The organism is Rhizobium sp. R693, assembly GCF_002211315.1.
GTDB lineage: Bacteria > Pseudomonadota > Alphaproteobacteria > Rhizobiales > Rhizobiaceae > Rhizobium.
This window is the reverse complement of the sequence record NZ_LOKY01000006.1, coordinates 152199-175715: the sequence shown is the minus strand read 5'-3', so window position 1 is coordinate 175715 and position 23517 is coordinate 152199. Positions and strand designations below refer to the sequence as shown.

Here is a 23517-nt window from a genome sequence, read left to right as displayed (position 1 = left end):
GATCCTTCGGAACCAGGCTATCGAGCGTCACCATCTCGAGCGCAGTCTGTTCGGCAGCGGGTTTCTTCAACATAACCCAGTGAATCAAAAACCCCCGGCAAACGCCAGGGGTTTGTCAGCAGTCTGAACGGGCCCTCGCGGGCCCTTATTCTTTTTGGCGAATTCTCGTATCAGACGACGACAGTCAGCGGCGGTATCCGCTTGTCTGCCGGGTTAGCCTGCTCGGAGGCCTCCAGCAGATTGAGCTCCCGCCGCTCCTTCTCCGACACGATCGCAAGGTCGAGGACCTTCTGCAGATTTGCGGCGTGGCGGAAGGTCGGGTCGTCCTGCTTTCCTGTTCTGACGGCTTCTGCAAAGCGCTGATAGTTGGTCAGCACGGCCGGGACCTCGATGTCGCGCCAGGTGGCGGTCTCGATGTCTTCGCCGAAGCAGCCGCGCAGTTCGGAACCATCCGGGCGATGGACGACCTCGAGGCTGCCCTTTTCGCCATATATGCGAAGCTTCAGTTCATTGAGGTGGCCGGTTGCCCAACGGGTCGCATGGATCACGCCAAGCGCACCGTTGGTGAAATCGACCGACATCGTGAAGCTGTCGTTGGCGTCCAGCAGATATTCGCCGATCTGGCCGCCGGGAGCCTTGTTGAAGGTCTTCAGGCGGGCAAAGACGTGGTCGATATCGGTCGCCGCGCCATAAGCGGCGAAGTCGAGGATGTGGATGCCGACGTCGCCGAGCACGCCGTTCGAGCCGTGCCCGGTCGACAGACGCCACAGCCAGCGCGATTCCGTGCGCCAGTCGCCCCAGGCGCGCGAGACCAGCCAGCTTTGCAGGTAGGAGGCTTCGACGTGCCTGATGGTGCCGAGCTCACCGGCCAATACCATCTCGCGGGCGCGCTGCAGCGGCGCGACGTTGCGATAGGTGAGGTTGACCATGTTGATGACGCCGGCAGCCTCTGCGGCTTCCGTCATCTCCAGTGCGTGGTCGTAATGCTCCGCCAGCGGCTTTTCGCAGAAGACGTGCTTGCCGGCAGCGATCAGCGCCAGGCTGGTCGCGTGGTGGATGCGATCGGGCGTGACGTTGGTGGCCGCGTCGAATTCACCCCATGCGATCGCTTCCTCGAGTGTCTGGAAACGCTTCTCGATGTGGAAGTGATCGGCAAATTCGGCAAGGCGCGCCGGGTCGGTATCGACGGCGCCGACAACTTCCACGCCGTCGATGGCGAGGAAGTTGGCAACCTGGTTTCTGGCCATCGAGCCGGTGCCAAGAACGAGTAGTCGCATATGTGTGCTCCTCAGCGGTAACCGGCTTCGCCGGCCTGATGCAGTCGCGGGCCGCGTTCGACGATCGGCTCGAGAGCCTTTTCGACCGGGACATTCGGGGCATCGGTGATGCTCTTCAGATCGCCCTGCGGGTTATAGGCCCATTTCACGCCGTTGATGAGTACCTTCTGGACGTTGGCATCATGATAGGTCGGGTAGGTTTCGTGGCCAGGGCGGAAGTAGAAAATGTTACCGGCACCACGGCGCCAGGTGAGGCCCGAACGGAAGACTTCGCCGCCCTGGAACCAGGAGATGAAGACGGTTTCCAGCGGCTCCGGCACGGAGAATTGCTCGCCGTACATTTCCTCGTTTTCGAGAACAAAGTTTTCGTCGAGGCCGGCGGCGATGGGGTGGCGAGGGTTGATCGTCCACAGACGCTCGCGCTCACCGGCCTCGCGCCACTTCAGCGCGCAGGGCGTGCCCATCAGGCGCTTGAAGATCTTCGAGAAGTGGCCGGAGTGCAGGACCAGTAGGCCCATGCCTTCCCAGACGCGCTTGGCGACGCGCTCGACAACGCCGTCGGAGACCGCACCGTGATCCTTGTGGCCCCACCAGGTGAGGACATCGGTTTCGGCAAGGCGGGCTTCCGTCAGGCCGTGCTCGGGCTCCTGCAGCGTAGCCGTCGTCGCCTGGATCGCCGGATCGGTGTTCAGCGCGTTGGCGATGGTGGTGTGCATGCCTTCGGGGTAGATACCCCGAACGATGGCATTGGTGGTTTCGTGGATGTTTTCACCCCAGACAATGGTGCGAATAGCCAAGTGATTGCTCCTTCATGCGAATGGTGGACCGGAACCGATGGGAAGCGGCCAGATCCTGTGGTTTTGGGTGGTGTCAGGCCGCGCCCTTGAGGGGAACCTTTTCGAGCGCGCGTCCGGATTGGTCGAAACGGTGGACTGAGCCCTGAACCGGGGCGACGCCCAGTTTCTGGCCGGGTTGATGGCTCGATACGCCGGTCTCGCGAACGACGAGCGGTTCCGAGGTGCCGATGTCGAGGTAGACGAAGCTGTCCGAGCCGAGGATTTCGGAATGAATGACGGTGCCCGCCCAGGCGGGCGCCTGCTGGACGATCTCGATGTGTTCGGCGCGGACGCCGATGGTGTGCGCATTGTAGGGCGCCGAGAACTCACCGGTCAGGACGTTCATTTTCGGCGAACCGATGAAGCCGGCGACGAACACGGAATTCGGTGTCTCGTAAAGTTCGAGCGGGGTGCCGACCTGCTCGACGACGCCATCCCGCAGAACGCAGATGCGGTCGGCGAGCGTCATCGCCTCGACCTGGTCGTGGGTGACGTAGATCATCGTCGTGCCGTGCATGCTGCGGTGAAGCTTGGCGATCTCCAGTCGCGTTGCAACGCGTAGCGCCGCATCGAGGTTCGACAGCGGCTCGTCGAACAGGAACACCTTGGGATCGCGGACGATGGCGCGACCGATCGCGACACGCTGGCGCTGCCCGCCCGACAGTTGGCGGGGCAGGCGTTCGAGATAGGGCGACAGCTGCAGCATGCCGGCGGCCTGCTCGACGCGGGCCTTGCACTCTTCCTTTGTGCGTCCCGAGAGTTTCATCCCGAAGGCCATGTTCTCGAACACGGTCATATGCGGATAGAGTGCATAGGATTGGAAGACCATGGCGATGCCGCGCTTCGACGGCGCGTAGCGGTTGACCGCCTCGCCATCGAAAGAAAGTGTGCCCGAGGTGATGTCCTCCAGCCCGGAAATCAGCCGCAGCAGCGTGGACTTGCCGCAGCCGGACGGGCCGACGAAGACCATGAACTCGCCTTTGCGGATATCGAGCGAGACGCCCTTGATGACTTCAAGCGCACCGAAGCTCTTGCGGATATTGTCGAGTCGAATCTGTGCCATATCGTGCTTTCTTCAACCTTTGACGCCGCCGGCGGTCAGGCCGGAAATGATGCGCCGCTGGAATATCAGGACCAGGACAACGACAGGGACCGTAACGATGACGGATGCTGCCATGATGTTGCCCCACGGGATTTCGAACTGGCTGCCGCCCGAAAGCAGGGCGATGGCAACCGGCACCGTTCGCTGAGCGTCCGATGAGGTGAATGTTAGGGCGAAGAGGAATTCGTTCCAGGCCGTAATGAAGGCAAGCAGGCCTGTCGTGACCAGAGCCGGCCACATCAGCGGCATGAAAACCTGGGTGATGATGACCCACGGCGAGGCGCCATCGACGATCGCCGCTTCCTCGATTTCAATGGGCAGATCGCGCATGAAGGTGGTCAGAACCCAGACCGTAAAGGGCAGGGTAAAGATCATGTAGGAGAAGATCAGCGCGAACGGCGTGTTGAAGATGCCGATCCAGCGGATCAGCTCGAACAGGCCGGCGAGCACGGCGATCTGCGGGAACATCGAGACCGACAGGATCGTCAGCATCAGTAGCGCGCGGCCGCGGAAATTGACGCGGGCAAGCGCGTAGGATGCCGTGACGGCCAGTAGCAGCGAGGCTGCGACCACGAGGATGGCGACGAGCAGGGAGTTGCCGAGGCTGCGGATGAAGCTGCCCGTGGTCAGGACCGTCGTGTAGTTGGTGAGCGAGATCGAGGTCGGCCAGTAATTGACCTCGAAGAGGGCGGTACCGGCTTTGAAACTCGTCAGGATCGCATAGTAGAACGGAAAGACGGCGATGATGACGATGACGGTGACGAGCAGATAGAAGAGCGTGTTCTTTGTCAGGGTCAGCAGCATCAGCGTTCGCTCCCACCGAGTTTGACGCGACCGAGCCACATGTAGAGCACGGTGATCGTCGCGATGATCAGGAAGAGCACCGTCGAGGCTGTCGCCCCGTAGGCGAACTTGTCGAAGTCGAAGAGGTTCTCGCGTGCCATGACCGACATGGTTTTGGTCTGCGCGTTGTTCGGTGTCAGCACGTAAATCAGGTCGAAGATGCGCAGGGCGTCGAGCATGCGGAAAATCACGGCGACCATGATGGCCGGGCGGACCAGCGGCAGCGTCAGCCGCCAGAACACCTTGATCGGGTTGATGCCGTCGATTTTGGCCGCCTCGTAGATATCGGCAGGCACCATCTGCAGCCCGGCGAGGATCAGAAGCGCCATGAAAGGCGTGGTCTTCCAGATGTCGACGATCAGCACCGCGACCATTGCCGTCTCGGGATTTGCGGTCCAGGCGATTTTCTGGGTGATCAGGCCCATACCGAGCAGGATGTCGTTCAGGATGCCGAACTGGTCGTTGAGCATCCAGGCCCACATCTTGGCGGACACGATGGTCGGGATCGCCCAGGGAATGAGGATGGCGGCGCGCACGATGCCGCGGCCGGGGAAGTTTGCGTTGAGCACCAGCGCGACGACGAGGCCGAGAATGGTTTCGATGGTCACGGACAGGAAGGCGAATTTCATCGTGTTCCCGACCGCTTTCCACCAGTTCGGGTCCGCAAGCAGGCCGCTATAGACAGTTCGCCCGCTCTTCAGCGTGATCCATGAGAGGTAGTTCTTGAAGCCGACGAATTCAGCGCCGCCGAGATTGGTCAGCGATGCGTTCGTGAAGCTGAAATAGATCGTTCTGAAAAGAGGCCATCCAGCAACGACGGCCAGAATGAACAGGGTGGGGGCCAGGAATACCCAGGCGGAACGGATGCGCTCGGAGCGCAGGTCCGACGAGGTCTTGACGGCGCGCGCTCGCGATCCGACGCTTGAGGAAACTGCGGCTTCAGTCATGAGGTACCCGCTTCTTGAGGCGATTGACGGTGGCGTCTTCAGAAAAAAGGCAGCGGCGGAACGTCCGCCGCTGCCGATGCTGTCGATCACCAGTTATCGCCCTTCAGCGATGTCAGGTCGGCTTCGAGAAGCTCGAGGTTTTCCGCAGACGTGCCGTTGCCTGAAAGCGAGTTGTGAACGGCGGTCCAGAACTTCGAGGAGACCTCGTTGTACTTGACCTTGGCGGACGCCGACGGACGCGGAACGGCGTTCTGGAAGATCGGCTTCCAGTTCGGCATGAACGGCTGTGCGGCGGCGATGTCCTTGTCATCGTAGAGCGCCACAAGCGTCGGCAGGTTGGAGAGCTCAATGGCGCGCTGCTTCTGGCTTTCCTTGGACGTCAGGAACTTGACGAGGGCAATCGCGGCGTCCTGGTTCTGCGAGTACTTGGAGACCGCAAGGTTCCAGCCGCCGAGCGTCGAGGATGGCGAGTCGCCCTCCTTGGCAACCGGAAGCGTCGTTACGTCGAACTTGCCCTTGACGGCACTGTCCGCGCCATTGCCGAGGGAGTAGGCATAGGGCCAGTTGCGCATGAAGACGGCATTGCCGGTCTGCCAGACGCCGCGGGACTCTTCTTCCTGGTAGGCGAGGACGCCGGAGGGCGAGATCGTTCCGATCCATCCCTTGGCGCGGTCAAGTGCTGCCGCGGCATTCTCGTTGTTGACCGAGATTGTGCCGTCCGGCTCGATGATCTGGCCACCACCCGACGACTTCACCCATTCGAGCGCGTTGCAGGTCAGGCCCTCATAGGCGTTGCCCTGGAAGACATAGCCCCAGAGATCCTTCTGGCCGACGGCGCGTTCCTTTTCCTGGATCTCCTTGGCGGTCGCGGCCATCTCGTCCCAGGTCTTCGGCGGTTGCTTGCCGTACTTGTCGAGCAGGTCTTTGCGATAGAAGAGCGCCGGCGCATCCGTGTAGAGCGGCATGGCGACGAGGCGACCATTCACGGTCTGCGAGGCGATGATCGACGGGAAGAAATCGCCGACGACATCCTTCGCGGCACCCTTCAGGTCAACGAACTGGTCGGCGAGCTGCGGAGCCCAGATAACGTCGGTCTGATAGACGTCGACGTCCTTGTTGCCGGCGGCGAGCCACAGGCGATACTGCGAGAACTGCTCCGTCGAAGAGGACGGCATGGTCACGATGCTGACCTTATTGCCGGTTGCCTTCTCGAACGCATCGAGCTGCTTGCGGAACAGGTCGAGGTTCTTGCCGGTCGAGCTTGCGGAAATGCTGATATTTGCAGCGAACGAGGGCTGTGCGACACCAATCAGCGCGGCCGCGACGGCGACCGCTGTGAAACGAAACTTCATATCTTCCTCCCAAAAGAACCAAACATTGGAAAAATTGAAAACGGTTTGGCTGGAAAAAACTGTCAGAAGGTCGATATTGAGTCAAGCGGGCACTCGTGTCAAAGTCGTACAACCGCGATCACATATTGATAACAAAGCAAAATCATAGGGATGCTCCTCGGTTCGGTTGTGGGAAAAAGGTCAAAAATCTCCTCGGGGAATATCTAAAATTGAAAACGGTTTGGCTGTTTGTAAGCTGCTATGCTTAGGTCATAAGAAAGATCAGCACCTGGCGGCGATCAGCCAGATAGACGAGCACGAAAGACGCAATGTTGAATGAAGCTTAAAGAGTTCGCGAAACAGGTCGGCTTGTCTCCAACGACAGTCAGTCGTGCGCTGAGTGGCTATCCCGAGGTGAGCGAGACCACGCGTGCCCGCGTCGCGGAAGCCGCCGTCAGGCTGGGCTACAGCCCGAACGTCAACGCCGTGCGGCTGAAGACGGGCAGGGCCGGCGCGATCGGCGTGGTGATGGGGCGTGCCGGCGAATTCCATTTTGCTGAATTCATGGCCGGCATGGCGGAGCGGCTAGTGGCGGAGGAGACGGACATTCTCGTCATCCCGATGGCGGATCCGAACCAGGAAGACGAGATGCAGCTTTACCGCCGACTTGTGGAAAGCCGGCGCGTCGATGCGATCATCGTCCACTCGCCCAAACCCAATGATGAGCGCATTGCGCTGCTCCACGAACTCGGCATGCCGTTTCTTGTCCATGGCCGGTCGGCCATCGATGTTCCGCACGCCTGGCTTGATATCGACAACGAAACCGCGATCAAGCGCGCGACGTCACATCTGATCGATCTCGGTCATCGGCGAATTGCCATGATCAACGGCCGGCCGGGCGCGACCTATGCGCTTCATCGCGATAGCGGCTTTCGCAAGGCTCTTCAAAGTCACGGCATTGAGCCTGATCCGCAGCTGATGGCGAGCGGCAACTTCACCGACGAGCTTGGCTTCCGCTTCGCGCGATCATTCCTCGAGCAGCCCAACCCGCCGACGGCCTTTGTTGCCGGTTCGATGATGACGGCACTCGGCGTTTACCGCGCGGCCCGGTCGCTGGGGCTTCAAATTGGCCGGGACGTCTCTGTTATCGCCCATGACGACGTCTTTCCGTATCTGACGGCAGACAACATGGTGCCGTCGCTTTCGGCAACGCGGTCATCCATGCGCGCGGCTGGAACGCGATGTGCCGATCTTGTGCTGCAACTGCTGTCGGGACGGTCGCCATTGGAGATCCACGAATTGTGGCCCGTCGAACTGATTTTGCGCGAATCGACGGGCCCGGCCAGGCAGTCCACGTCCTGATGTCATCGATGCGGATGCTGCTTTCCTGGCGTGGCTGTGGGTCAAATATCGCGCGTTTTTCCGAAACGATGGAAAGATGATTTCCGCGTCTGTGGAATTTCGGTGCCTGGTTGATTGAGCGGGCGGCGGCAAAATCGCATATTGACGACAGTTGCTCACGCATGTCGACCATCCTCCCGGTCGATGGGCAACTGTTCCCTCTGGAGGTTATGACCTTCAAACTCCCAGCCACCGTGAGTAGCGGTGGCTTTTTTTTGCCTATCGCGTCGTCGACATGCCTCGGAACATTCGGTTGCGGCCACTCGTTTCCTTGGGAAGAAGAGCTGAAGGAGAGCGTCATGCAGGTCGTCGGCACGCAGGTCATTCCCGAAAAGGGTGGCAAACTCGGTTTCACAATTGAATTCGTGGGCGATGGAGGGGAGATCGTTTCCGTCCAGTTGCGCAATGACGAGAAGCAATCCCTCAACTCAAGAAACGCGATCGAGCGAGCCCAGGTTGTCATGGCGGAGATGGCGACAGCCGATACGGATGGGGCGAGCGCCGACCGATTGAAAGCGCGGCCAAGCGCTCGTGCTGCCGGCGATCAGACCGCAATGGACGAACAGCTGGACGAAGGACTGGAAGGAACATTTCCAGCGAGCGATCCAGTTTCGGTCACTGGTTCCAGTATCCCGACCGGATCCGTAAAACACTAAGGGCAGCGCCGAAAGGGTGTCGGCGGTTCCTGTTTGGCCCCATCGGGCCGCAGGCAAGGAAAAAATCTGGCGCCCGCAGCCGAGCGCCGGAACTTTTTCGCCTCAAATCCATTGAATCCCTTCGTTGTCGACGCAGGCGGGTGATCAGGTGCCTCAGATCCGGAAAATTGATCGCAAGAGCAAGCAGGTGGATGCCCGGGACAGGCTGATCATTGCGCTCTATGCTCAGCTTAAGGCCGAGCGTCAGACTCGCGAGACGCTGGAATGGGTCATTCGCAATGGGGGACTGTCGAAGGAAGTCCTCGGGGCGATCGCTGCCGACCCGGTGCCAGTCGTCACGGGTGACGACATCGCATCCGTCGAGAAGATCATAGCCATTGATGAGCGGCGGAAGCGCAAATTGCAAAACAACAACTGAGGGGAATGTCATGGCAGCGCGGGCAAGCTGGAAAGGCCATCTCAAGGTTGGGGACCTTGTCTGCAGCGTGGGACTATACACGGCGGTTTCGACCTCGGAGCGCATCTCATTCAACATCATCAATCGGAAGACCGGCCATCGGGTCGAGCGGCAGTTCGTCGATAGCGAGACCGGCAAGGCCGTTGAGCGTGATGACCAGGTGAAGGGATATCAGCTGGACAACGGCGAATACATCGTCATCGAGGGTGATGAGATCGCCGGCGTCATGCCGGAGAGCGACAAGGTTCTGAACGTCCAGAATTTCGTGCCCTACAGCGAAATCAACAAGCTCTATTTCGACAAGCCTTACTACTTGGCGCCCGTCAGCGAGGATGACGAAGATGCACTCGGGCTGATCGCCCGTGCGATGCGCGATCAGAAGGTTGCCGCGATCGCGGAAGCGGTGCTCTTCCGCCGCAATCGTACGGTTCTGATCCGGCCGCAGGACGACTATATCATCGCGACGACGCTCAGCTTCGACTACGAGGTCCGCAAGCCGGACACGGTCTTCAAGGACATTCCTGAGATGAAGTTCGACAAGGAAATGCTCGAACTGGCCGGCCACATCATTGGCACGAAGAAGGGGACCTTCAATCCGCAGGAATACGAGGATCGATACGAGACGGCGCTCTCGGAGCTGGTGAAGGCGAAGATCGAGGGCAGGGAGCTGCCGAAGGCGAAGCCAAAGCCGCAGGGCAAGGTCATCGATCTCATGGATGCCCTGCGCCAGAGCGCCAAACTGAGCGCTAAGCCGCGAGCCGGAAAGGCAGCGCGGGCCGATAGCGGGCAGACGAAGGCCAGCTGACGATGGCTCTGGAGGCCTATCAAGCCAAACGCAATTTTAAGGTAACGCCGGAGCCGCGGGGGAGCCGGCGTGGCGGCAAGCCTCCAGCACAAGCCGCGCTTAGCTTCGTCATTCAAAAGCACGACGCGACAAGGCTCCACTATGACTTCCGGCTCGAGCTCGACGGGGTGCTGAAGAGCTGGGCCGTCACGCGTGGCCCGAGCCTCAATCCCGATGAGAAGCGGCTTGCCGTCCATGTCGAGGACCATCCACTGGACTATGGCGACTTCGAAGGCATTATCCCGAAGGGCCAGTATGGCGGCGGCACGGTGCTGGTCTGGGATCGTGGCACATGGACGCCGAATGGCGATCCCCACAAGGGCTACAAGAAGGGCCATCTCGAATTCGACCTCGACGGCGAGAAACTGAGCGGCCGCTGGCATCTGGTTCGCATGCATGGCAAGCCGGGCGAGCGACAGGAAAACTGGTTGCTCATCAAGGCAGAGGATGCGGAGGCTACCCACAAGGGCGACATTCTCAAGCAGCGGCCTGAATCGGTGAAAACCGGCCGCAAGATCGAGGAAGTGGCGAAGCACCCTGACGCCACCTGGAACTCTCGTCACAAGGGAGCGCCAAAGTCCGTCTCTTCTAAGTCTGCAGGAAGCCCAGCGAAGCCAAAACGTTACGAGTGGCCGAAGGGGGCCGAGAAGGCGGCGATGCCTGTTTTCATCGAGCCTGAGCTTGCCAAGCTCAAGGCCAAGCCTCCGTCAGGAGAAGGGTGGATTCACGAGATCAAGTTCGACGGATATCGGCTGCAGGTTCGGCTTGAGAAGGGCAGGGCAACCCTGCTGACCCGCAGCGGGCTCGACTGGACCGGCAAGTTTGGCCCGGAAATCGTCGAGGCGTTTGCCGCACTGCCGGCAAAGTTGGCGATCCTCGACGGCGAAATCGTCGTCGAGCGCGAAACCGGCGCTTCGGACTTTTCGGCCTTGCAGAACGACCTCAGCACAGCCCGTCACGATCGCTTCGTGTTCTATGCCTTCGATCTGCTCTATCTCGATGGATACGACCTGCAGCAGGTGTCGCTGACCAGCCGCAAGGCCTTGCTCGCGGATCTGCTTGCCGATGTCGACGCGAGACTTCGCTACAGCGAGCATTTTACCGAGAAGGGTGCCGTTGTGCTGGATCATGCCCGCCAGCTCGGGCTCGAGGGGATTATTTCAAAACTGGCTGACAGCGAGTACGTGTCGGGGCGTACCGGCGACTGGGTCAAATCGAAATGCCTGCAGAGGCAGGAACTGGTGATCGGCGGCTATGTGCCTTCGACCGCGATGAATAATGCGATCGGCTCGCTGGCGATGGGCGTTTACCGCAATGGCAAGCTGGAGCATGTTGGCCGGGTCGGAACGGGATTCAGCGTCAATGTCGCGCATGAGCTCTATGAGATACTGTCGGCGATGGAGCAGACGGAGAGTTCGTTTGACGATGAGCTCACCGCAGAGGAGCGTCGAGGGCTTGTCTACGTCAAACCAAAGCTCGTTGCCGAGGTTGAGTTTCAGGCATGGTCGGCGGACAACAATTTGCGGCATGCCGCGTTTCGCGGGCTGAGAGAAGACAAGGCGCCAGAGGACGTGATGCCCGAAGCAACAACGACGACTGCTCAGGAACTGCCTCAATCCAGCGTCGCGCTCACCCATCCCGATCGCATCTACTGGCCGGAGGAGGGGGTCACCAAACAGGGCCTGGCCAGCTACTATGCCCGAGTATGGCGCTTCGTCGAACCCTATGTGACCAAGCGGCCGTTAGCGCTGTTGCGGTGTCCCGACGGCATCGCCGGACAGCGGTTTTTTCAAAAGCACGCCTGGAAGGGCATGAACTCGCATATCGAGCAGATCACCGATCCGAAGGACAGGGGTGGCGAGAAGTTGCTGCGCATCACCGACTTCGACGGGATGGTGGCCCTCGTCCAATCGGCCGTGCTGGAGATCCATCCCTGGGGTGCGACGACAGCGAGCTGGGAGCGGCCCGACATGATCACGATGGACCTTGACCCGGCCGAAGACGTTAGCTGGGCCGAGGTGATTGCCGCGGCCTACGAACTGAAGGAGCGTCTGGAAGCTGCGGGCCTCGCGGCCTTTGTCAAAACCTCCGGCGGCAAGGGGCTGCATGTCGTGACGCCGCTGAAACCGAAGGCCGGCTGGGCGCCGGTCAAGGCCTTCGCCAAGGCTCTGGCCGATGGCATGTCCAAGGATCATCCGGACAAATATCTCGCGACCGCCACGAAGGCGAAGCGGAACGGCAAGATCTTCATCGACTATCTGCGCAACGGCCGCGGCAACACGGCAGTCGCCGCCTATTCGACGCGTGCACGCCCGGGGGCAGCTGTTTCGATGCCGCTTGAGTGGAACGAACTGACCGAGGAAATCGGTGCCGCCTATTTCACTGTCGACAACGCTCCGGCTCGCCTCGATGCCTTGCGCAGCGATCCGTGGGCGGATTTCTTCGCCGCCGCCGTTCCCCTTGAGAAGCGAAAGTAGCGGAAGCGGCTGCGGTCTCTCAATGAGATTTCGGTCGTCCCGTTTCCTTGGCGAGGCTCTTCTTCAGGGCATCCATGATGTTGACGACATTGCCCGTCGGTTTGGATGCCGGCCGCTTGGATGAAGGCGGTGCGGCTTTAACAAGGCTCTTCTGCTTCGCACGGATCATGGCTCTCAGGCGCTTCTGGATCGGATCCTGCACCATGGCGGGCTGCCAATCCTCCGTCCGATCCTTGACGAGCTTTTTCATCAGGGAGAGCACGGTGTCATCCACCTTGCTGTGGCTGTCTAGGGTTGCGGCCGGCGGGCGAACTTCGTCGCCGAAATGAAGCGTCCAGAGAATGATGCCCTTGCCCTGCGGTTCCAAGAGCACCGCGCGCTCACGCCGATAGAGAACAAGCCGCGCGATGCCGACGACATCGTTCGCCTTCATGGATTCACGGATCACGCAGAAGGCTTCCGTGCCGACCTTGTCCTCCGGCGTCAGAAAATGTGGTTTGTCGTACCAGATCCAGTCGATCGAGCCGCGCGGCACGAAGGTATCGATGTCGATCGTCTTCGTGCTTTCCAGGCCGACTTCATCGAGTTCCTTGTCTTCGAGAATGACATAGTCGTCTTCGCCGCGCGGATAACCTCGGGCTTGATCCTTGTCGGCGATCGGCTTGTGGGTGACGCTGTCGACGTAGCGGCTTTCGACGCGGTTCTTTGTCTTTCGGTTCAGGACGTGAAATCGGAGCTGATTGCTATCAGTCGTCGCCGGTGTCAGCGACACCGCGGCGGTGACGAGTGACAGCTTGAGATAGCCCTTCCAATAGGTCTGACGTGCCATTTGCGCCCTGGCGCTCTGGCGCCATCTCCCTTGGCCGCTTTTGCGGTAATTCCCCATAACGGCGCGAGCAACAGTTTGGTTCCATGGCAAGCGTCGTAAAACGTGCAAATACCGAGGGATAGCGCTCTCAGCGCAGATTAAGACGCTTGAGCCAGCGCAGCACGGCAATTTCATCCTGATCCATCCAGCGCAGCAATCTGGCACTTCGGCTCGGCCGGGCACTCGCGAGCTTGGCAAGTTTGCCGGTCTCGAAGCTTTCGAATACCTTTGGATGGATGTAGGACGAGCGGCACACCGCGCGGCTGTTGACCAACCGGGCGGCAACTACATCGACGACGATGTTAATCTGCCGAGTGCGTCCTCGTTGGCTTTCATGTGGTTCGACCGTAGCAAGGGCGGTCGCGGCCATCTGGGTTGCGCCCCAGGTGCGGAATTGGCGGGAACTGAAGTCGGCTCCGGATGCTTGTCTTATGTAGCTGTTGACATCCTGTGACTGGATGGGGTGGCAGATCCCATCGTCATCGATGTACTGGAAAAGTTGCTGGCCGGGTAGTTCCTGCAGCATGCGCACGGCACGGGTGATGCGCCTGTCGCTGTGGCTCAGGCGCCATTCCTTCCCTGACTTGCCCTTGAAGCGGAAGTGAATGCTCGAGCCCGATATTTTCACATGCTTGTTGCGCAGTGTCGTCAGGCCAAAGGACGCATTCTCCGCAGCGTAGCTCGCATTGCCGACGCGGATGTAAAGGTTATCGAGCAGCCAAACGATCGTTGCGAGTGCCTTATCGATGTTGGGTGTCCGTCGCCGGAGGTCGGAGTCTACCTTCCTGCGGATCGCGGGCAGCGCCGATCCGAAATCGGCGAGCCGTTCGAACTTGCTTCTTTCTCTCTCCGCGGTCCATTCGGAATGGTAGCGATATTGCTTGCGGCCTCGCGCGTCGCGGCCCGTCGCCTGAAGGTGCGAATTCGCGTCGGCGGAGATGAGAACCTCCGTGTAGGCGGGTGGAATTGCGAGCGCTGAGATACGCTCGAGTTCCGCCCGGTCGCTGATGCGCGTGCCTTCGGCGTCGTAATAGACAAACCCGTTCTTTACGGCCCGCCTTGTTATGCCAGTCTCCAGGTTCGCGATGAAGACCAGCCCGCCGGCAACCGGCAGTTCGCCCGGCGCAGCCGCCGGTTTTTCGTCAAGTTGCTGTTTATAGGTCGCTCTCTCGTCCACAGTGAGCGGGAAACGCCGTTCCCGTCGGTAGGTTCCGATTTAAGCGATGGTAACCTTTTGGCGGCTCCACCGACGGCTGCCAGAAAGCAGGCCGAGCCTGTTATTCGATAACCACTTGAACGTAGGTAGCGCCGCTCTTTGCATAATAGAGTGATCCGCAGCGGTAGTAATACCCCCCGTGGTAAGCTCCATAAACGCAGCCAGCTGGAAGGGTGCTGACATAGACATTTGTCCTCCGTACAACGCGGCGTGTCGTTCGACGGGCGGCGCCAGCATAGGAGAGCGGCGTCAGGGGGCGTCCAATTTCGGCCTCGGCGGGGGTCGACGCCCTGACGGTCAAGGTGGTCAGGTCGCTTCCCTCCATGTTGACGTCAAGGGAGGTAAACGCAACTACGAGCGCAAAGGCGAAAATCCGTACGACAGTTTTCATTGTGCGTCTCCCATCGGCTCTGTTGGCGCTGGTAGTTCATCGATCTGACCGAGTTCACTGAGGTCAACCTTCTTGGCGTCTCCGGGAATTTTGATCGCGAAGTTTGCCAGCTTCGCATCTTCGCCAGTGCGGAAGTTTCGGACCTCAAGCATGTATTGTGGTGCCTGCACCACATGTTTGCTGGTCACGATGTAGCGTATCGGTATTGGCTTCGAACCGGCCTCGATCCAGATCTGCCAATCGACGTCGTTCTTGCGGAAGGTCAGATATTCGCATTCCACACCGTCGACGACGGCGCTTGAGATATGCTTGGCTTCCGTAACTCCGTCCATCAGCGCATCGAAGCTGTTCGAAAGCAGGAGATCGGAGCCGGGGATTTCCGCGCCGGCGTTTTGTAGTCGATCAAAAAGCTCATCTAGGGTCCCTTTGGCATCGATCTGGGCGTACGCGTCGAGATTCTTGCCATGTACCGTCAGTTTCGTCCCGTCGAAGCCCACATCCAGGTCGGCAAAGCCGCCGATCCGCGTTAGCCGGATCTTGTCTGGTCGGCTGACGGTGGCGGTGCCGGAGCTGACGAATTGTAGCTTTTCAAAGACTGGCGTCACCGCCTCCACCGACGAGACATAGTCGAAGGAGAAGGTCTTCTGCGCCGCCAGATAGTCCGACATCGCCTTCAGGAGTTCTTTCGAATCGTCCGCCCATGCGCAGGTTGGGGAGATCAATCCGGCGGTGATCGCGTACGCGGCAAGGAGTGCTGAATGGGGCCGGCATTGTGAATTTCGACATGTCACGCCCTCTTTTTTTAACAATGGTAGATTGGGTGCGCCGTGAATACAGCGTAGCTTGAGGTTGCCGGCGGCATTGCCATCGTCAGAAAGCCGTAGACAAAGCTACTCCTTTGGAAGGCCTGCTTGCTGGGACGCGGAAAACGAACGGCTCAGCCCCGCGATCCGATTCTGGACAGGGGTGCGGCTACTGTACGTTTCTTTTTCTTGCGGCCGAAATGTAACTGCAAGTTCATCTTTTGTCACACATTTCGGTCCGTATCGCCAACTATTTATCGCCTGCGCTACTATTGCCTTTCGCGGAAATGCGGAAATATTGTCTGATACTACACTTTGCCCCGGCATATGGAGTGGTGGGATGCGCCAGGGGCACGCATGAAATCCGAAGCTCGTGCATGCATCGGGGCAGAAAAATGCGCGATAGTTCGTATCGAGGGCTGCATCTTATCGGTATTTTGACTGTGGTCGCCGCTTTATCGGCGTGCGACAGCGGCAGCAATGCGTATGTGCCGCCGCCGCCACCAAAGGTAAATGTGGCGCAACCGCTACGGCAGCCGGTGGTTGAATATTTTGAGCTGACGGGCAATACTGACGCGATCAACGCTGTCGACATCGAAGCCCGCGTGCAGGGCTTTCTGGAATCAATAGACTACAAGGACGGTACGCCGATGAAGAAGGGCGACCGGCTCTTCAGCATCCAGCGGGACACCTATAAGGCACAGGTCGACCAGGCGCAGGCGCAACTAGCCTCGCAGCAGGCGTCGCAAGTCGGGGCGAAGCAGGAATACGACCGGCAGCTTAATCTCATGAAGCAGGAAGTAACGACGCAGACGGCCGTCGACAGCGCCAAGGCGACGCTTGACGAAGCAAACGCCGCCATTTTGAACGCGCAGGCAAGCCTCGATCTCGCAAACATCAACCTCGGATATACCGAGGTGGTGGCGCCCTTCGACGGCACGGTGACCGACCACCTCGTTGATGTCGGAGCCTTGGTCGGCGTGTCCGGCCCGACAAAGCTTGCCACGATCGTTCAGACCGACCCACTCTATGTCTATTTCAACGTCAGTGAAGCGCAGGTGCTGATGATCAAGCAGAGCCTCGCAAAGGCAGGGCGTAAGCTGACTCAGGCTGACCTCCCGAGCATACCGGTGGAAATCGGGCTCGGCGATGAGGAGGGGTATCCGCACAAGGGTCACCTCGACTACGTGGCGCCGCAGATCGATGCTTCGACGGGCACGCTTTCGGTTCGGGGTATTATCGACAACAAGGACCACGCACTCCTGCCGGGCCTTTTCGTCCGCGTTCGTGTTCCGGTTGCCCACAAGGACGAGGCGCTTCTCGTCCGCGATGATGCGATTGGCACCAACCAACAGGGCAGCTATGTGCTGGTGCTCGGGAAGGACGACGTGATTGAACAGAAGCTCGTCAAGATAGGCCAGCGCAATGGCTCGATGCGGGTCATCGAGTCGGGTCTCGACGCAGGGGATTGGGTCGTCATGGCCGGGATCCAACGGGCCGTGCCCGATATGAAGGTTACGCCTGAGAAAGGCACGATAGACGCCGCCTCTGCAACAGGGGATCCGAGCGGATCGAAAGTCCCATGAACCGAGACCCGGCCCGATACAGGAGGCGAAGCAGATGATCTCGCGCTTCTTCATCGAGCGGCCGGTGCTCTCCAATGTTCTTGCCCTGGTCATCGTCCTGATTGGCGCGGTGGCGCTGTTTCAATTGCCTGTCGCTCAATATCCCAATGTGGTTCCGCCCACCGTACAGGTGACGACGCGCTATCCGGGCGCGAGCGCCAAGACCCTCGTCGATACCGTTGCCTTGCCGATAGAACTGCAGGTCAACGGCGTCGAAAACATGCTCTACATGCAGTCAACCAGCGCCAGCGACGGCACATATTCGCTGACCGTCACCTTTGCCATCGGGACGGACCCCGACCAGGCGCAGGTCCTTGTCCAGAACCGCGTTGCGATAGCGATGCCATCGCTGCCGCAGGCAGTGCAGGTGCAGGGCGTGACGACACAGAAGAAGTCAACATCTATCCTCGGTTTCGTCAGCCTGACTTCGCCGGATAGCCGTTACGACAGCCTGTTCCTGTCGAACTATGCCGTCATCAACCTGCAGAACGAACTCGCACGGCTTCCCGGCGTCGGCAATGTTAGCGTCTTCGGCGCCGGCCAGTATGCCATGCGGATCTGGATGGACCCGGATCTCCTGCAAGCCCGGGGGCTGACGCCGCAGGACATCATCAATACGGTGCAGCAACAGAGCCAGGAGGTCACCGCAGGGCAGGTAGGATTGCCGCCGGTGCCAAGCGGGCAGGACTTCCAGTACACGCTCAACGTCAGCGGCCGGCTGAACGACGCCCCTGACTTCGAAGACATCATCGTCAAGGTCGATTCCACAGGTGGCGGCAGGATCACGCGTGTCCGCGACATCGGTCGTGTCGAGCTCGGGGCGCAGACCTATAGCCAGTCCTTCCTGCAGAACCGGCGACCGGCGACCGGTGTCGGCATTTTCCAGTTGCCGGAGGCGAATGCCATCGCGGTGGCCGAAACCGTCAGGGCAAAGATGGCGGAGCTTTCGAAGAGCTTTCCGCCTGGCCTCGAATACAGCATGCCGTTTGATACGACGAAATTCGTCAAGGCGTCGATCCGCGAAGTCTACGTGACGCTGATCGAGGCCGGCGTTCTGGTCCTGATCGTGATCCTGCTCTTCCTGCAGAATTGGCGGGCCATGCTCGTGCCGGCGACAACCGTTCCGGTGACGATTATCGGGGCATTTGCTGCGATGGCGGCCCTCGGTTTCACCGTCAATCTGTCGACGCTGTTTGCGATCGTGCTTGCGATCGGCATCGTCGTTGATGACGCGATCGTCATCGTCGAGGGGGTTGCGCGTCACGTTGAGGAGGGGATGCCCGGCAGACAGGCGGCAGAGAAGGCGATGGACGAGCTCCTCGGCCCCGTCATCGGTATTACGCTGGTTCTCATGGCCGTCTTCATTCCGGCCGCCTTCCTGCCGGGCTTGACAGGACAGCTCTACCGGCAATTTGCGCTTGTCATCGCCGCGACTGCGCTGATCAGCGCGATCAACGCCATCACGCTGAAGCCGACGCAATGTGCTCTTTGGCTGCGACCGCCCGTGCCGCCGGAAAAGCGCAACTTCTTCTATCGCGGCTTCAACCGAGTCTATGATGCGGCCGAGAACGGCTACTCCAGGCTCGTTGGCGGCCTCGTGCGCAACAGCGTGGTCGCAGTGCTTGTTGGCTTGGCGCTGATCGGCGTCGCCTTTTGGGGGCTGACCCGGCTTCCGACGGCCTTCCTCCCGATCGAGGATCAAGGCTACGTGCTGATCAGTGCGCAGTTGCCTGATGGTGCGTCCAAGGAGCGTACCGATGCCGTGATGCAGCAAGTCAGCGCGATCGCGGAGCAGACGCCGGGCGTCGACCAGGTTCTGACGATCAGCGGCATTTCGGTCCTCGACAACAGCGCAAGCCTGCCGAATGCCGGTGTCGCCTATGTCATTCTCAAGGACTGGGACGTGCGCGGAAAGGAAAAAGGCCAGGACCTGCTGTCGATATACAAGCATTTGAACGGTGCTCTGGAAAGTGTCATGCAGGCCAATACTCTGGTCGTGGTCCCACCGGCGATCCAGGGTATCGGCAATGCCAGCGGCTTTACCATGCAGGTGCTGCTCAAGGACGGCAGCTTCGATTTCTCGCTGTTACAGACGCTGGCCGATACGATCGTCGAGCACGGAAATTCGCAATCCTCGCTTCAGCGGCTGCAGACGTCGTTCCGCGCGGACGCTCCGCAGCTTGAGGTGTCGGTCGACCGCATCAAGGCCGAAACGCTCGGCGTCACGGTTGGGCAGGTGTTCTCGGCTCTCTCAGGTTATGTCGGTTCGAGTTATGTCACCCAGTTCAATAAGTTCGGCCGGACCTTCCAGGTCTATGTGCAAGCGACTCCGGATTTTCGCGTGCGGCCGGATGATATCCGTAATCTAAAGGTCAAGGCTGGCGATGGCAGCATGGTCCCGCTTGGTACGGTGATTGACGTTAAAAGCTCGCCAGGTCCGTCGCTGATCAGCCTCTACAATCTCTATCCAACCGCCACGATCGTCGGCGGCCCCGCCACCGGCTTCAGCTCGGGGCAGGCGCTTGATGTCATGGAGCAGATCGCCGATCAGACACTGCCGCCCGGCGCCGGCTTCGAGTGGACAGCGCTGTCCTATCAGGAAAGGGCGGTCGGTGGGCAGATCTACTACGTCTTTGGTCTTGCCATTCTTCTGGTCTATTTCGTTTTGGCCGGACAGTACGAAAGCTGGATATTGCCGTTCGCCGTTATTCTCGCCGTTCCCCTTGCTCTGCTCGGGACGGTCGGCGCACTGACGGCGCTCGGGGTCGCAAACAATCTCTACACGCAGATCGGTCTCATTCTGCTCATCGCGCTTTCCTCCAAGAACGCCATCCTGATCGTTGAATATGCACGCGAAAAACGCATGCAGGGCATGGAGATTGCAACTGCCGCCGTGCTTGCGGCGCGACTGCGTTTCCGCCCGATCCTGATGACCTCGTTCGCCTTCATCCTCGGCGTGTTGCCGTTGGTGCTGGCGACGGGGGCTGGCGCCAACGCCCGCCGATCGATCGGTATTTCCGTCTTCAGCGGCATGATCGCATCGACGTGCCTGGCGGTTTTGCTGGTGCCGTCCTTCTACGTGATCCTGCAGCATTTCGAGGAATATCGGAAGCGCCGTGCGCTGCCGATTCCGGGCGCGCAGACGTCAAGCGATGCGGCGACAGACCGCTGAACGGAAATGATACCGCATTGAGAATTGCTATCCTCGGCTCGGGAAGCGCACAGGCGCGTCGCGCTTGATCGCCCCCCGTGGATAAAGCAAGGAAGCGCCCTCGGAAGGAGAGGGTTAGGAGCAGCCTCACGATGCCGACATGGTCGACACTGTGATTTCCGCAGGAGAGGAACTATGGAGAATTTCTCGTCATCACTGGAAATCGCATCCCTGAAACATGGCATGTGGAAAATGAGACTTGGCTTGTCCGTGATCGGCGTCGTCGCCTTGTTCGCGAGCGCCTTGGCACAACAGCCGACCGACGCGCAGCGCAACGCAATAAAATCCGCTTGCCGTACCGATTTCATATCCGATTGCTCCGGTGTCACGCCGGGTGGCAAGGAGGCGCTTGCCTGCCTGCAGCAGCATGAAGCGTCGCTGTCGTCGGGATGCAAGCAGGCAATCAGCGCGCTCGGCGGAAGCGGCAGCGCCGCCGCTCCGAAATCGTCTTCAGGGGCGTCGAACGCGCCAGCAACGCCGGATGCTGGCACACCTAAAGCTGCCGCGCCCGCAGCAACGGCCGCACCGCAGCTTTCGCCGCGGGAGGAGATGGTCATTGCTCGCGAGGCCTGCGGGCCGGACTTCCGATCCTACTGCCGCGCCGTTCCGCTTGGGGGCGGACGCGGCATCGCCTGCCTTAGAGAGAATATGGCGCGGTTGTCCCCGGCCTGCCAAAAGGTCCTAGCTCACGGATTGTGATTTTCTTTTGCTTTCATGGTCTTCGGTACGCTGGGTGATTGGGTGCCGGGACGTATCGGTCTCGATTCGCAAAATGGTTGTGAACTCGTCAGACCTTGGTCCAACTACACAATCTCTCCGCATGCGCTAACTGCACCTTGTCCTTCTGCCCCGAAGGATGAGGGAGGCTTTGGGATGTCGCGGACAAACCCTCCTGCAGCCTCCCTCCTCACGGTCAGACCTTGGTCCAACTTTTCAAGCGCGCACCCTCTGCCTAAGTTGGCCTTGTCCTTCCGCCAAAAAAAGGACACGCAGGGGCACCTTTCGGGGTCCTCTGAGAGGGCTCGAGAGGATCACCAACGGGTAGGCTGACCTCTCGGCTCTCCCCGTCCATGGCAGCACCCGACGCAGCGACCAGGGCGTCATTGCATTCTCGGCTTCCTTGATAAGCGGCATGGGTCAGGTCCAGCCGTGAGGTTCCATAAACGCCTTACGCCTCAAACTTCGTGTTTTCAGTGCTTTATACGCCTGAATGGCTGGAAGCGTGAGGGGTCGGTGGGTCGTTCCGTTCAGGGCGAAAGATAGTGGAGCGACTTTGTGTCGTGCAAAGACGCGGCCTCTAGGATCTGGACTCCGCTTATCTCGGCCGGGCTTGGCATCGGCTTTGTCCCGGAATGCACGGCAGATCTTCCGAACCGCGCCTTCGAGCTGAAGGCGGTGCGGGGGATCGACTTTCGGATCGGGCTCGGGGTTGTCTGGAATAGGGAGGACCCGACTCCCTCGCCCGACGACATCGTCGATATCGCACGATCGCTGGTGCGACCGGGAAAGTGACTGGGGGAAAGGGCGGTCGTTGATGGGCTTCGGCTTGCCTATCGCACCGGACCGTCAGTCCTCAGTAGCCCCAACAAGATGAACGTCTCGGCAGAAGAGAAATATTACTAAGGCAAGTCGATCCTGTCGCGATCGGTCGACCAGCTCCCAGAGCGAGTGAGGCGATCATAGGCGCCATCCGCCTGCTGGTCTGCGTCTCCCGTCAATCGACCTTGACAACCGGGTCCACGGCGAGACGTTATTGGGCTCGCAACGTCGTAGAAAAACGAGGATAGGATGAAGTTTAACAGACCGTCAGTCGCAGGCGTGGTTGGTGTGGCAATGTGGTGGGGTGGCGTGAGCCTTGCGGCATTGTCTGCGCTCGCACAGGAAGTCGAGCCGCCCGCTCCATGGGTCAAGCTTACCGGTTCGCATGCTGGAGCGGTCGGAACATGCTCTGCCGTTGATGCGACCGACAATGAGGCTTGTTACATGGTGCGTTGCGACGCCAAGAGCGGTCTCGTTTTCGAGATTGGCGATGCCACGGTTGGCGACATGGGCCTGCGATCGGCGCGCTTCGAGATTGGCAGGTACAAAGAGACAATCCGCCTCGACGGGAACAGTCCCGATCGGCGAACGACTGTTCTCTCAAAGCATCCGAAGTTGCTTGCCGCCCTCACATCTGGCGCTGATTTCGCGACCATGTACGCCGTCGAGGCCGATGTGAAATATAGCACCGGCTTTGAACTCACGGGGGCGCGAGACCAGGTATCTCGTCTGGCAAAGGGCTGCCCAACCAAGCCGTGACGACGGGTGACGGTCCTGACCGACCATGACGCCCGATTACCCAAAGCTGACGATCGACCGAACCGAGGCACAGACAACACGCTTTAAAGGAAAGCCGCATTGAACATGCGGTCGCTTCCGATGATCTATCATTGCTGCGACCGGCTGTTCTCGCTGACCGTGACGTCAATCTGCTCTTCGCCGGCGTCTGCCTCAACGTGTCCTCCGGGTTGGCTAGCGCCGGACAGGGAATAGCTTCCGCCGCCAGTGATCTCGGCGGCGCCAACGGCAATTACGCGCTGGCGCCGGCAGCACTTGCCGGCTACCAGACCTACAACGCGCTAACCGGCGTCAATACCGACGCCCTGAAAAACATGCGGGGCCTCGCCGACTGGGCCGGTCTTCAGAAGTCGGGCCTCGGTTCCGTTTCGCTGACGGTCGGCTACAACGCCTCGCGATCCGCTTGGGACGGCGATGTCGAATACTGCACCTTCGCCTTGAGGATCGGCCAGCTGGATAGTGCCTCCGTGGGCCGCCAGCATGGAGCGGACGATATCGAGGCCGATGCCAGTACCACCTTGCTCACGGCGAGTGGAGAAAAACGGCGTAAAGATAAGATCCCGGTTCCCGATTGGAATACCTACGCCATTGTCCTTAACTGTAATCGTGACTGCTTGATAACAAGGCTGGACATCAGTTGTTCGCTTCGATGATTGTAGCAAGCTTGAAGCCGATCCCATGAACCGTCGCGATGATGCCGTGGCAGCCAACTGCTGCAAACTTGGCGCGGATATTGCGAACGTGACTGTCGATCGTACGATCGGCGACATAGGCGACCGGCCTCTGTCACCTGACCTCCAACGTATTTGCGACTTGGTCATGAACTTCGCTTTGGCAGCTCTGTTGTGATGCGGGTCGCGGCCATATCTTTACCGGTGCAATCACTCGAAGGCTG

18 protein-coding genes and 4 pseudogenes are annotated in these 23517 nt (G+C 59.9%); 10 read left to right on the top strand and 12 right to left on the bottom strand.

Going from position 1 to position 23517, the window contains the following annotated elements; all coding sequences use genetic code 11:
* Nucleotides 1-170: 170 nt before the first annotated feature.
* The 6 genes from ATY79_RS08230 to ATY79_RS08205 all read right to left on the bottom strand — a co-directional run bounded on the left by ATY79_RS08230 (nucleotide 171) and on the right by ATY79_RS08205 (nucleotide 6357).
* On the bottom strand, nucleotides 171-1277 hold the full coding sequence (locus tag ATY79_RS08230; RefSeq protein WP_088691878.1) for a Gfo/Idh/MocA family oxidoreductase: 1107 nt from the start codon (nucleotides 1275-1277) through the stop codon (nucleotides 171-173).
* A gap of 11 nt (nucleotides 1278-1288) precedes the next feature.
* On the bottom strand, nucleotides 1289-2074 hold the full coding sequence (locus ATY79_RS08225; RefSeq protein ID WP_088703434.1) for a ThuA domain-containing protein: 786 nt from the start codon (nucleotides 2072-2074) through the stop codon (nucleotides 1289-1291).
* 73 nt (nucleotides 2075-2147) lie between these two features.
* Nucleotides 2148-3176 (bottom strand): ATP-binding cassette domain-containing protein, encoded by a 1029-nt coding sequence (locus ATY79_RS08220; protein ID WP_088703433.1) that lies wholly within the window; start codon nucleotides 3174-3176, stop codon nucleotides 2148-2150.
* A gap of 12 nt (nucleotides 3177-3188) precedes the next feature.
* Nucleotides 3189-4019 carry a carbohydrate ABC transporter permease gene (locus ATY79_RS08215; protein WP_088691881.1) on the bottom strand — a complete coding sequence of 277 codons (831 nt, stop codon included), beginning with the start codon at nucleotides 4017-4019 and terminating at the stop codon, nucleotides 3189-3191.
* Nucleotides 4019-5005 carry a sugar ABC transporter permease gene (locus ATY79_RS08210; protein WP_088703439.1) on the bottom strand — a complete coding sequence of 329 codons (987 nt, stop codon included), beginning with the start codon at nucleotides 5003-5005 and terminating at the stop codon, nucleotides 4019-4021. Before ATY79_RS08210 ends, ATY79_RS08215 begins: the two co-directional genes overlap by 1 nt.
* Nucleotides 5006-5091: 86 nt before the next feature.
* Nucleotides 5092-6357, bottom strand: coding sequence for an ABC transporter substrate-binding protein (locus tag ATY79_RS08205; RefSeq protein WP_088703432.1), 1266 nt, complete (start codon nucleotides 6355-6357; stop codon nucleotides 5092-5094).
* A 315-nt stretch (nucleotides 6358-6672) separates the two neighbouring features.
* On the opposite strand from ATY79_RS08205, the gene ATY79_RS08200 reads away from it, so the two are divergent.
* From ATY79_RS08200 to ligD, 5 genes are all read left to right on the top strand, one after another.
* On the top strand, nucleotides 6673-7698 hold the full coding sequence (locus ATY79_RS08200) for a substrate-binding domain-containing protein (protein ID WP_088703431.1): 1026 nt from the start codon (nucleotides 6673-6675) through the stop codon (nucleotides 7696-7698).
* 338 nt (nucleotides 7699-8036) lie between these two features.
* Entirely contained in the window at nucleotides 8037-8393 is a 357-nt protein-coding gene (locus ATY79_RS08195) for a hypothetical protein (RefSeq protein ID WP_189637975.1), read from the top strand.
* Nucleotides 8394-8541: 148 nt separating this feature from the next.
* On the top strand, nucleotides 8542-8811 hold the full coding sequence (locus ATY79_RS08190; protein ID WP_189637974.1) for a hypothetical protein: 270 nt from the start codon (nucleotides 8542-8544) through the stop codon (nucleotides 8809-8811).
* A 10-nt stretch (nucleotides 8812-8821) separates the two neighbouring features.
* On the top strand, nucleotides 8822-9655 hold the full coding sequence (locus ATY79_RS08185; protein WP_088691886.1) for a Ku protein: 834 nt from the start codon (nucleotides 8822-8824) through the stop codon (nucleotides 9653-9655).
* Nucleotides 9656-9657: 2 nt separating this feature from the next.
* The gene (gene ligD, locus ATY79_RS08180; RefSeq protein WP_088703428.1) at nucleotides 9658-12171 is read left to right on the top strand and encodes a DNA ligase D; all 2514 of its coding nucleotides are present in this window, start codon (nucleotides 9658-9660) and stop codon (nucleotides 12169-12171) included.
* Nucleotides 12172-12190: 19 nt separating this feature from the next.
* Here ligD and ATY79_RS08175 read toward each other — a convergent pair whose 3' ends face one another.
* From ATY79_RS08175 to ATY79_RS08160, 4 genes are all read right to left on the bottom strand, one after another.
* The gene (locus ATY79_RS08175; RefSeq protein WP_088703427.1) at nucleotides 12191-13000 is read right to left on the bottom strand and encodes a Ku protein; all 810 of its coding nucleotides are present in this window, start codon (nucleotides 12998-13000) and stop codon (nucleotides 12191-12193) included.
* A 127-nt stretch (nucleotides 13001-13127) separates the two neighbouring features.
* Complete coding sequence (locus ATY79_RS08170; RefSeq protein ID WP_245306781.1) at nucleotides 13128-14135, bottom strand: DNA topoisomerase IB; 1008 nt, start codon at nucleotides 14133-14135, stop codon at nucleotides 13128-13130.
* Nucleotides 14136-14316: 181 nt separating this feature from the next.
* Nucleotides 14317-14646: a hypothetical protein gene (locus ATY79_RS08165; RefSeq protein WP_088691890.1), complete on the bottom strand. Its 330-nt coding sequence runs from the start codon at nucleotides 14644-14646 to the stop codon at nucleotides 14317-14319.
* Nucleotides 14643-15380: a DUF2092 domain-containing protein gene (locus ATY79_RS08160; protein ID WP_088703438.1), complete on the bottom strand. Its 738-nt coding sequence runs from the start codon at nucleotides 15378-15380 to the stop codon at nucleotides 14643-14645. The genes ATY79_RS08165 and ATY79_RS08160 overlap by 4 nt, the downstream gene beginning before the upstream one ends.
* A 464-nt stretch (nucleotides 15381-15844) precedes the next feature.
* Here ATY79_RS08160 and ATY79_RS08155 point away from each other — a divergent pair, with 464 nt between their 5' ends.
* The 5 genes and pseudogenes from ATY79_RS08155 (at nucleotide 15845) to ATY79_RS08135 (ending at nucleotide 22583) form a co-directional block, all read left to right on the top strand.
* Complete coding sequence (locus ATY79_RS08155; RefSeq protein WP_088691891.1) at nucleotides 15845-17035, top strand: efflux RND transporter periplasmic adaptor subunit; 1191 nt, start codon at nucleotides 15845-15847, stop codon at nucleotides 17033-17035.
* A gap of 34 nt (nucleotides 17036-17069) precedes the next feature.
* Complete coding sequence (locus ATY79_RS08150; protein WP_088691892.1) at nucleotides 17070-20246, top strand: multidrug efflux RND transporter permease subunit; 3177 nt, start codon at nucleotides 17070-17072, stop codon at nucleotides 20244-20246.
* A gap of 285 nt (nucleotides 20247-20531) precedes the next feature.
* Nucleotides 20532-20984, top strand: a pseudogene (locus tag ATY79_RS08145) (hypothetical protein); the annotation flags it as partial.
* A 615-nt stretch (nucleotides 20985-21599) separates the two neighbouring features.
* Nucleotides 21600-21797: pseudogene (locus tag ATY79_RS08140) on the top strand (LysR family transcriptional regulator); the annotation flags it as partial.
* Between the two features lie 276 nt (nucleotides 21798-22073).
* Nucleotides 22074-22583 carry a hypothetical protein gene (locus tag ATY79_RS08135; RefSeq protein WP_088703425.1) on the top strand — a complete coding sequence of 170 codons (510 nt, stop codon included), beginning with the start codon at nucleotides 22074-22076 and terminating at the stop codon, nucleotides 22581-22583.
* A 488-nt stretch (nucleotides 22584-23071) separates the two neighbouring features.
* On the opposite strand, the pseudogene ATY79_RS31335 reads toward ATY79_RS08135, so the two are convergent.
* Together ATY79_RS31335 and ATY79_RS08125 are read right to left on the bottom strand one after the other, a co-directional pair.
* Nucleotides 23072-23227, bottom strand: a pseudogene (locus ATY79_RS31335) (ATP-binding protein); the annotation flags it as partial.
* A 28-nt stretch (nucleotides 23228-23255) separates the two neighbouring features.
* Nucleotides 23256-23390 (bottom strand): annotated as a pseudogene (locus ATY79_RS08125) (winged helix-turn-helix domain-containing protein); the annotation flags it as partial.
* Nucleotides 23391-23517: the final 127 nt, after the last annotated feature.